Consider the following 11,436-nt stretch of genomic DNA (forward strand, 5'->3'; position numbering starts at 1 on the left):
CTGACCCAGGACACGATCGATCGCCTGGTGTCGACGGTGCCGGGCGGTGCGCGCAACGTACAGGACATCTACCCGCTGGCGCCGTTGCAGGAAGGCATCCTTTATCACCATCTGGCCGCCGAACAGGGCGATCCCTATGTGCTGAAGATACTCTTCGATCTGAAGCGTCGTGACCGGCTGACAGCCTTCGTCGATGCACTTCAGCATGTCATCGACCGCCACGACATCCTGCGCACCAGTGTGGTGTGGCAAGGATTCGACACACCGGTACAGGTGGTCTGGCGTCAAGCGCAGTTGACGGTGGAAGAGGTGGTGCTGGCAGACGCTGCGGGGGATATCGCGACGCAGTTGCAGGACCGCTTCGATCCACGGCATTACCGTCTCGATATCACCCGGGCCCCCATGCTACGTCTGGCTTTCGCGCAAGATGCGGTCAATGGGCGTTGGGTCGCGGTATTGCTGTTCCATCACATGGCGCTGGATCACACCGCCATGGAGGTGGTGCAACACGAAATGCAGGCGCATCTGCTGGGCGAGGCCGTTCCACTGGCGGCGGTGCCATATCGTAACTATGTGGCGCAGGCCCGTCTGGGTGTGAGCGAGCAGGAGCATGAAGGGTTCTTCCGCGAGATGCTCGGTGATGTCGACGAACCGACCTTGCCGTTCGGTGTGCGGGAAGTACAGGGCGACGCAGGGAATATCGAGCAAGCCCGCCGGCCGCTCGACGGGGCGTTGAGCCTGCGTCTCAGGGCTCAGGCCCGTCAGTTGGGCGTCAGTGCCGCCAGCCTGGTTCACCTGGCCTGGGCACAGTGGCTGGGTCGCGTGTCCGGCAAGGACGACGTGGTATTCGGCACCGTGCTGATGGGCCGGATGCAAGGCGGCGACGGTGCCGACCGGGCGCTGGGCATGTTCATCAACACCTTGCCGTTGCGCGTGGAGGTGGGTACCCAGGGTGTGCGTGAGGGGGTGAAAGCCACCCACGCCCGGCTGACCGGCCTGTTGGGCCATGAACACGCGTCCCTGGCCCTGGCCCAGCGTTGCAGCGGCGTGGTCGCGCCGATGCCGCTGTTCAGTGCCTTGCTCAACTATCGCCACAGCGCTGGCCTGGCGAGTTCGAGCCAGGCGCTGGCCGGCTGGGAGGGTATCGAGACCCTGAGCAATGAAGAGCGCACCAACTACCCGCTGACCCTGTCGGTGGATGACCTGGGCGAAGGTTTCCACCTGACCGCGCTGGCGGTGCCGCAGATCGGCGCTCAGCGGGTGTGTGATTCCATGCATATTGCCCTGGATAACCTGGTGGAATCCCTGGAACAGGCGCCGTCGACGCCGTTGAACAGGCTGTCTGTTCTCTCGCCTGCCGAGCATCGGCAGGTGGTGACGGGTTTCAACAAGACCGGGCGTTTTTATCCGCAGGACCAGACGGTCAGCGGCCTGTTCGAAGTTCAAGCCGAGGTCCGTCCCCATGCCATCGCCGTGGTACAGGATGGACAATGCCTGACATACAGCGAGCTCAACGCCAGGGCCAACGGTCTGGCCCGTCATCTGGTCGGCCTGGGCGTACAGCCGGGCGACAGCGTGGCGCTGGGGCTGGCGCGTTCGATCGAGCTGCTGGTGAGCCAACTGGCGGTGCTCAAATGCGCTGCCGTCTACGTGCCACTGGATGTCAGCGCGCCTTTGGAACGCCAGCAGTTCATGGTCGAAGACAGCGGGGCGAAGGTTTTGCTGACCCTGGCTGGCATGGACGTGCCTGAAGGCATGCTGCGCGTCGACCTGGACGACGTGGTGCTGGAGGACGCGTGCACGAACCTCGACCTGACCCAGAGCGCCGAAGCGGTTGCCTACATCATGTACACCTCCGGTTCTACCGGCACACCGAAGGGTGTGCTGGTGCCGCATCGGGCCATCAACCGCTTGGTGATCAATAACGGCTACGCGGATTTCAACGCCCGGGACCGGGTGGCGCTCGCCTCCAACCCGGCGTTCGATGCCAGTACCCTGGATGTCTGGGCGCCGTTGCTCAACGGCGGTTGCGTGGTAGTGGTCAAGCAGGACGTGCTGCTGGACCAGGCGCGCTTTGCCGCGCTGTTGAGCGAGCAGTCGGTCAGCGTGCTGTGGATGACCGCTGGCCTGTTCCACCAGTACGCTGCTGGTTTGCTGCCGGTGTTCAAACAGCTGCGCTACCTGATCGTGGGCGGTGACGTGCTGGATCCGGCGGTGATCGCTCGGGTCCTGAAAGATGGCGCACCGCAGCATCTGCTCAACGGCTATGGCCCGACGGAAGCGACCACGTTCACCACCACGCACGAAATCCGTAGCGTGGGCGAGGGGGGGATTCCGATTGGGCGTCCCGTCGGCAACAGTCGGGTCTACGTGCTGGATGCGAATCAGCAGCCGGTGCCTGTCGGCGTGGCGGGCGAGTTGTATATCGGTGGCGATGGCGTGGCGAAAGGCTATCTAAATCGCCCCGAGCTGACCGCCGAGAAGTTCGTCGCCGACCCGTTCAGTGCCGATCCGGCGGCCTTGCTCTACCGCACCGGCGACCTGGCGCGCTGGCGCGCCGACGGAGCCGTGGATTACCTGGGGCGTAACGACGACCAGGTGAAGATCCGTGGCTTCCGCATCGAACTGGGCGAGATCGAAGCCCGGTTGGGCCAATGTACCGGGGTGAAAGATGCCGTGGTACTGGCTCGCCAGGACGACAACGGACCTAAACGCCTGGTGGGTTATGTAATCCCTGAAGAGGGGGCCACGTTGTCGGTGCACGAACTGCGCAGCCAACTGGCGAGCACGCTGGCCGAGTACATGGTCCCCAGCGCCTTCGTGGTATTGCCATCCTTCCCGCTGACCGCCAACGGCAAGCTGGACCGTCGCGCACTGCCGGCGCCGGACGCCGACGCCTACGCCAGCCGAGAATACGAAGCCCCACAGGGCGAGATCGAAACCACCCTGGCCCGGCTCTGGGCCGAGGTGCTCAAGGTCGAGCAGGTGGGTCGTCACGACCACTTCTTCGAACTGGGCGGTCACTCGCTGCTGGCGGTGACCCTGATCGAGCGCATGCGCCAGGCCGGCCTGAGTGCCGATGTGCGGGTGCTGTTCAGTCAGCCGACCCTGGCGGCGCTGGCGGCGGCCATCGGCAGTGGCAAGGAGATTACGGTCCCCGAAAACCTGATTGCGGCCGACTGTGAACACATCACTCCGGACATGTTGCCGCTGGTCGACCTGACCCAGGACACGATCGATCGCCTGGTGTCGACGGTGCCGGGCGGTGCGCGCAACGTACAGGACATCTACCCGCTGGCGCCGTTGCAGGAAGGGATTCTCTATCACCACCTGGCAGCGGAGCAGGGCGACCCCTACGTGCTCCAGTCGCAGTTCGCGTTTGATAGCCTTGGACGCTTCGAGGCGTTCGTCGAGGCGTTGCAGGTGGTGATCGACCGCCACGACATCCTGCGCACCAGCGTGGCCTGGGAAGGCCTGGACGAACCGCTGCAGTTGGTCTGGCGTCAGGTGAAGCTGGCGCCGCAGCGTTTCGAGGCCGATGCCACGGCCGGCGATGTCGCCACACAACTGGCGAGCCGCTTCGATGCGCGCCACTACCGCCTGGACCTGCGTCGTGCGCCGATGCTGCAGTTGGTCTACGCCCAGGATGAGGCTCATGACCGTTGGGTGGCGATCCTGCTGTTCCACCACATGGCGCTGGACCATACCGCCCTGGAGGTCGTGCAGCAGGAAATGCAGGCGCACCTGATGGGCGAGGCCGGACAACTGGTCGATCCGGTGCCTTATCGCAACTATGTGGCCCAGGCACGTCTGGGAACGAGCGAGGCGGAACACGAAGCATTTTTCCGCCAGATGCTCGGCGGGATCGATGAGCCGACGCTGGCGTTCGGACTGGCACAGGTCCAGGGGGACGGGCGTGGCATCGAAGAAGTGACGGTTGCAGTCGATGAGGCTTTGAGCCTGGGGCTGCGCAGTCAGGCCCGGCGCCTGGGCGTGAGTGCCGCGAGCCTGATTCACTTGGCATGGGGCCGGGTCATGGCCCTGGCATCCGGTCAGGAGAACGTGGTGTTCGGCACGGTTCTGTTAGGCCGCATGCAGGGTGGCGACGGTGCTGATCGAGCGCTGGGGATGTTCATCAACACCTTGCCGATATGCGTTTCGGTGGGCGAGCAAAGTGTGCGTGATGCGGTGAAGATGACCCACGCACGGCTGACCGCGATGCTGGCCCATGAGCATGCCTCCCTGGCCCTGGCCCAGCGCTGCAGCAGCGTGGCTTCGTCGACACCGCTGTTCAGCGCGTTGCTCAATTACCGGCACAGCTCGATCGAGGTGACGGATGCGTTGTTGTCGGCCTGGAACGGCATGCAGATGCTGTCCAGCGAAGAACGTACCAACTACCCGCTGACAATGAACGTCGATGACCTCGGGGACGGCTTCAGCCTGACGGCACTGGTCGAGGCGCGGATCGGGGCGCAACGCATCTGTGACTACATGCACGTTGCGCTACGCAGTCTCTTCGATGCACTGGAACATGCACCGCACCAGCCGGTGCAAAGCCTGGCGGTGTTACCGTCGATGGAGCGTCGCCAGTTGCTGGACACCTGGAATGCCTCGCCGCAGACGTACGCCCATGACACGCTGATCCACGGGCAATTCGAAGCCTGCGCCGTGGCTCAGCCCGACGCAGTGGCGGTGGTGTTCGAGAGCTGGACGCTGACCTACGGTGAACTCAACGCCCGGGCCAACCAGCTTGCTCATCGCCTGTTGTCACTGGGCATTCGCCCGGATGATCGGGTGGCGATCTGTGTCGAGCGTGGCCTGGACATGATCGTCGGCCTGTTGGGCATCCTCAAGGCGGGCGCCGGTTATGTGCCGCTGGACCCGGCCTATCCCCTGGAGCGCCTGGCCTTCATGATCGAGGACAGCGCCCCGGTGGCAATCGTCGTGCACACCGCGACCCAAGCGCTGCTGGTCGACGAATCGGTGCGGCTGATTGACCTCGACAATTGCGGATTGGCCAGTCAATCCGTGGAGAATCCGACGGTGTCGGGATTGACGTCGCAGCACCTGGCGTACGTGATCTACACCTCCGGCTCCACCGGTTTGCCCAAAGGCGTCATGGTCGAGCACCGCAACGTGGCCCGGCTGTTCTCGGCCACGCAACCGTGGTTCGACTTCGGCCCGCAGGACGTCTGGGCACTGTTCCATTCCTTCGCCTTCGACTTCTCGGTCTGGGAAATCTGGGGCGCGCTGACCCAGGGCGGCCGCCTGCTGGTGGTGCCGCAACTGGTCAGCCGCTCCCCGCAATACTGCTATGCGCTGCTGTGTGAGGCCGGGGTGACCATCCTCAACCAGACGCCAAGCGCGTTCCGCCAGTTGATCGCGGCCCAGGGCGAGAGCGAGCTGACCCACAGCCTGCGCCAGGTGATCTTCGGCGGCGAGGCCTTGGAAACCGGGATTCTCAAGCCGTGGTACGCCCGTGAGATCAATGCCGGTACGCAACTGGTAAACATGTACGGCATCACCGAAACCACCGTGCACGTGACCTACCGTGCGCTGTGTGCGGCCGACGCCCAACTGACTGGTGTCAGCCCCATCGGCAAACGCATCCCTGACTTGCAGTTGTATGTGCTCGACGCACAACACGAACCCGTACCGGTCGGTGTGGTCGGCGAAATGTTCGTCGGTGGCGCGGGTGTGAGCCGTGGCTATCTGAATCGCGATGAGCTGACCGCCGAGCGTTTCCTCGACAACCCCTTCAGCGATGAGCCGAACGCCCGCATGTACAAGACCGGTGACCTGGGTCGCTGGCTGGCGGACGGCAGTATCGAATACCTGGGGCGTAACGATGACCAGGTGAAGGTCCGCGGCTTCCGTATCGAACTGGGTGAGATCGAGGCCAAGCTGGCCGCCTGCAACGGCGTACGTGAAACCGTGGTCCTGGCGCGCCAGGACACCCCGGGTGACCAGCGCCTGGTGGCCTACGTGATTGCCGAAGAGGGCGAGCCACCGTCGGCGGCCGAACTGCGCGCCGAGCTGTTGGGTTCCCTGGCGGAATACATGGTGCCCAGCGCGTTCGTGATGTTGACGGTATTCCCGCTGACCACCAACGGCAAGCTGGACCGCAAGGCGTTGCCGGTGCCCGACCAGTCCTCGGTGGTGACCCGTGAATACGAGGCGCCTCAAGGCGAGGTCGAGACGGCGATTGCGCGGATCTGGCAAGACCTGCTGCAGGTGGAGCAGGTCGGCCGTCATGACCATTTCTTTGAACTGGGCGGTCATTCGCTGCTGGCGGTGACCCTGATCGAGCGCATGCGCCAGGCCGGCCTGAGTGCCGATGTGCGGGTGCTGTTCAGTCAGCCGACCCTGGCGGCGCTGGCGGCGGCCATCGGCAGTGGCAAGGAGATTACGGTCCCCGAAAACCTGATTGCGGCCGACTGTGAACACATCACTCCGGACATGTTGCCGCTGGTCGACCTGACCCAGGACACGATCGATCGCCTGGTGTCGACCGTGCCGGGTGGTGCCCGTAATGTGCAGGACATCTACCCGCTGGCGCCGTTGCAGGAAGGGATTCTCTATCACCACCTGGCGGCGGAGCAGGGCGACCCCTACGTGCTCCAGTCGCAGTTCGCGTTTGATAGCCTCGGACGCTTCGAGGCGTTCGTCGAGGCGTTGCAGGTGGTGATCGACCGCCACGACATCCTGCGCACCAGCGTGGCCTGGGAGGGCCTGGACGAACCGCTGCAATTGGTCTGGCGCCAGGTGAAGCTGGCGCCGCAGCGCTTCGAGGCCGATGCCACGGCCGGCGATGTCGCCACACAACTGGCGAGCCGCTTCGATGCGCGCCACTACCGCCTGGACCTGCGCCGTGCGCCGATGCTGCAGTTGGTCTACGCCCAGGATGAGGCCCAGGCCCGCTGGGTGGCGACCCTGCTGTTCCACCACATGGCGCTGGACCATACCGCGCTGGACGTGATGCAGCATGAAATGCAGCTGCACCTGTTGGGGCAAGGCGAGCGATTGGGCGAAGCGATGCCTTATCGCAACTATGTGGCCCAGGCACGACTGGGGGCGAGCGAGGCGGAACACGAGGCGTTTTTCCGCGACATGCTCGGCGATATCGACGAGCCAACACTGCCCTTCGGCCTGCAGGATGTACAGGGTGACGGCCATGGCATCGATGAGATCCGCGAGCCGGTGGATCCCGTGCTGTCCAGGCGTCTGCGGGCCCAGGCCAGGCAATTGGGCGTCAGTGCCGCCAGCCTGGTGCACCTGGCCTGGGCGCAAGTGCTGGGCAAAGTGTCCGGCAAACCGGATGTGGTGTTCGGTACGGTATTGCTGGGCCGGATGCAGGGCGGTGAAGGGGCCGACCGGGCGCTGGGGATGTTCATCAATACCTTGCCGTTGCGCGTGGACGTGGGCACCCAGGATGTTCGTACCGGGGTCAAGGCGACCCACGCCCGACTGACAGACCTGCTGGGCCATGAACATGCCTCCCTCGCGCTGGCCCAGCGTTGCAGTGGCGTGGCGGCACCGACGCCGCTGTTCAGCGCCTTGCTCAACTACCGTCATAGCGCCGCCGAGGTGACCCAGGATGGCCTCTTGGCCTGGAACGGGATCGAGGCACTCAGTGGTGACGAGCGCACCAACTACCCATTGACCCTCAACGTCGACGACCTGGGGGAAGGTTTCTCCCTCACGGCCCTGGTCGAAACCTCGATCGGTGCGGCACGCATCTGTGGCTACATGCAGATGGCGCTGGACAGCCTGGTCACCGCCCTGGAGCAAGCGCCACACACTGCGCTGCACGCCTTGACGGTTCTGCCGCCAGCCGAACGCCGGCAGTTGCTGGAAACCTGGAACACCCGGGATGCCGAATATGCCGCAGATGCCCTGATCCATCGTCAGTTCGAAGCCTGGGCAATGACCCAGCCTGACGCCGTGGCGGTGGTCCATGAAGAACAGACGCTGACTTATGGTCAGCTCAATGCCCGCGCCAACCAGTTGGCCCACAACCTGTTGGCCGTGGGTATTCGTCCGGACGACCGGGTGGCGATCTGTGTCGAGCGCGGCCTGGACATGATCGTCGGCCTGTTGGGCATCCTCAAGGCGGGGGCGGGCTACGTGCCGCTGGACCCGGCCTATCCGGCCGAGCGCATTGCCTACATGTTGCACGACAGCAGCCCGGTAGCGCTGGTGACCCAGCGGGAATGGCGTGAAACCCTGCCGTCATTGAGCGTGCCGACCGTGCTGCTCGATCCGCTCGAAGACAGCGAAATGGAGCAGCAGCCACGGCATAACCCGGATGTACCGGGCCTTGGGGCCAGTCACTTGGCCTATGTGATCTATACCTCCGGTTCCACTGGCTTGCCCAAGGGCGTGATGGTCGAACACCGTAACGTGGCCCGGCTGTTCTCGGCCACGCAACCGTGGTTCGACTTCGGCCCGCAGGACGTCTGGGCACTGTTCCATTCCTTCGCTTTCGACTTCTCGGTCTGGGAAATCTGGGGCGCGCTGACCCAGGGCGGCCGCCTGCTGGTGGTGCCGCAACTGGTCAGCCGTTCGCCGCAGGACTGCTATGCGCTGTTGTGCGAGGCCGGTGTCACGGTGTTGAACCAGACACCGAGCGCGTTCCGCCAGTTGATCGCGGCCCAGGGCGAGAGCGACCGGACCCACAGCCTGCGCCAGGTGATCTTCGGCGGCGAGGCCTTGGAAACCGGGATTCTCAAGCCGTGGTACGCCCGTGAGATCAATGCCGGTACGCAACTGGTAAACATGTACGGCATCACCGAAACCACCGTGCACGTGACCTACCGTGCGCTGTGTGCGGCCGACGCCCAACTGACCGGTGTCAGCCCCATCGGCAAACGCATCCCTGACTTGCAGTTGTATGTGCTCGACGCACAACACGAACCCGTACCGGTCGGTGTGGTCGGCGAAATGTTCGTCGGTGGCGCGGGTGTGAGCCGTGGCTATCTGAATCGCGATGAGCTGACCGCCGAGCGTTTCCTCGACAACCCCTTCAGCGATGAGCCGAACGCCCGCATGTACAAGACCGGTGACCTGGGTCGCTGGCTGGCGGACGGCAGTATCGAATACCTGGGGCGTAACGATGACCAGGTGAAGGTCCGCGGCTTCCGTATCGAACTGGGTGAGATCGAGGCCAAGCTGGCCGCCTGCAACGGCGTACGTGAAACCGTGGTCCTGGCGCGCCAGGACACCCCGGGTGACCAGCGCCTGGTGGCCTACGTGATTGCCGAAGAGGGCGAGCCACCGTCGGCGGCCGAACTGCGCGCCGAGCTGTTGGGTTCCCTGGCGGAATACATGGTGCCCAGCGCGTTCGTGATGTTGACGGTATTCCCGCTGACCACCAACGGCAAGCTGGACCGCAAGGCGTTGCCGGTGCCCGACCAGTCCTCGGTGGTGACCCGTGAATACGAGGCGCCTCAAGGCGAGGTCGAGACGGCGATTGCGCGGATCTGGCAAGACCTGCTGCAGGTGGAGCAGGTCGGCCGTCATGACCATTTCTTTGAAATGGGCGGCCATTCGCTGCTGGCAGTGAAGCTGGTCGAGCGCATGCGCCAGATCGACCTGGCTGCCGATGTCCGTGTGCTGTTCGGCCAGCCAACGCTGGCGGCATTGGCGGCGGCCGTAGGCGGCGTGCGCGAAATCGTGGTGCCGGCCAACCTCATTCCCGCCGACTGCACACGGATCACACCGGACATGTTGCCCCTGGTCGATCTGGACCAGGACGGTATCGACCGCGTCGTCGCGTCGGTGCCGGGCGGTGTGCGCAATGTGCAGGATATCTATGCCCTTGCTCCATTGCAGGAGGGGATCCTGTATCACCACCTTGCGGCGGCCCAGGGCGACCCCTATTTGCAATATGTACAATTCACCTACGACAGCCGCGCCCGCTTGGACGACTTCGCCAGGGCGTTGCAAGACGTGGTGTCTCGCCACGATATCCTGCGCACGGGCGTGGTCTGGGAAGGGCTGGACGAACCTGTGCAAGTGGTCTGGCGCGAGGCCCGACTGGGGCTCGATGAGATTGTGCTGGACCCGGCGGCGGGAGATATCGCGCAACAACTGCGCGAGCACCTGCACCCTCGCCATCATCGCCTGGACATCCGTCAGGCACCGATGATGCGCATCGGCTATGCCGAAGACGTGGCGAACAATCGCTGGGTCGGCATGCTGTTGTTCCACCACATGGTCGACGACGCGACGTCTCTGGCCATGCTCACGGCGGAAATCGAAGCTCATGTGATGGGGCGCGAGCATCTGCTGGCAGCCTCGGTGCCGTATCGCAACTATGTAGCCCAGGCCCGTCTGGGTATCAGCCGCGAAGAACACGAAGGGTTCTTCCGCGAGATGCTGGGCGATGTGACCGAGCCGACGTTGCCGTTCGGCCTGCAGGATGTGCAGGGCGATGGACGTGGGATCGAAGAAGTCCGCCAGCCGGTCGATGGAGTGCTCAGCCAGCGCTTGCGGGCGCAGGCCCGTCAACTCGGGGTGAGCGCGGCGAGCCTGTATCACTTGGCCTGGGCGCAGGTGTTGGGCCGTGTCTCGGGCAAGGACGACGTCGTGTTCGGCACCGTGTTGCTGGGCCGGATGCAGGGCGGCGAGGGCGCCGACCGGGCTCTGGGGATGTTCATCAACACCTTGCCGTTGCGTGTGGAACTGGGCACGCAGGGTGTACGTGCCGGGGTCAAGGCGACCCATGCACGCTTGACCGCCTTGCTTGGCCATGAGCATGCCTCTTTGGTGCTGGCCCAGCGTTGCAGTGGTGTGACCGCGCCGGCACCGTTGTTCAGCGCGCTGCTGAACTATCGTCACCTCGGTGCGCAGACGGCTTCCAGCGAAGCCATCGCGGCCTGGGAAGGTATCCAGGTACTGGGCGGCGAAGAGCGGACCAACTATCCGCTGACGTTGTCGGTGGATGACCTGGGCGAAGGCTTCAACCTGACCGTCATGGCTGAAGCGTCGATCGGCGCCGGGCGTGTCTGCGGCTATGTGCAATGCGTGCTGGAACATCTGCTGGAGGCGCTGGAGCAGTCGCCCCTGGCGCCATTGGGCGAGTTGCAGATCTTGCCGCCGGCCGAGCGCCGGCAACTGCTGGAAACCTGGAATGCCTCCGATGTGGTCTACGCCGACAATGCGCTGATCCATGGGCAGTTCGAGGCACGTGCGGCGACACAACCTGATGCCGTGGCCGTGGTGTTCGAGAGCCGGACGCTGTCCTATGGCGAACTCAATGCCCGGGCCAACCAGCTTGCTCATCGCCTGTTGTCACTGGGCATTCGCCCTGATGATCGGGTGGCGATCTGTGTCGAGAGTGGCCTGGACATGATCGTCGGCCTGTTGGGCATCCTCAAGGCGGGCGCCGGTTATGTGCCGCTGGACCCGGCCTATCCCCTGGAGCGCCTGGCC

General features: G+C 64.4%; 1 protein-coding gene. It reads left to right on the plus strand.

Annotated elements, in window-relative coordinates; genetic code table 11:
- The coding region (locus BLQ55_RS30360; RefSeq protein WP_143011811.1) for a non-ribosomal peptide synthetase at positions 1-11,436 on the plus strand (11,436 nt) is incomplete at both ends.

The organism is Pseudomonas sp. NFACC13-1 (assembly GCF_900104425.1).
In the GTDB taxonomy this organism is placed as follows: domain Bacteria; phylum Pseudomonadota; class Gammaproteobacteria; order Pseudomonadales; family Pseudomonadaceae; genus Aquipseudomonas; species Aquipseudomonas fluorescens_AA.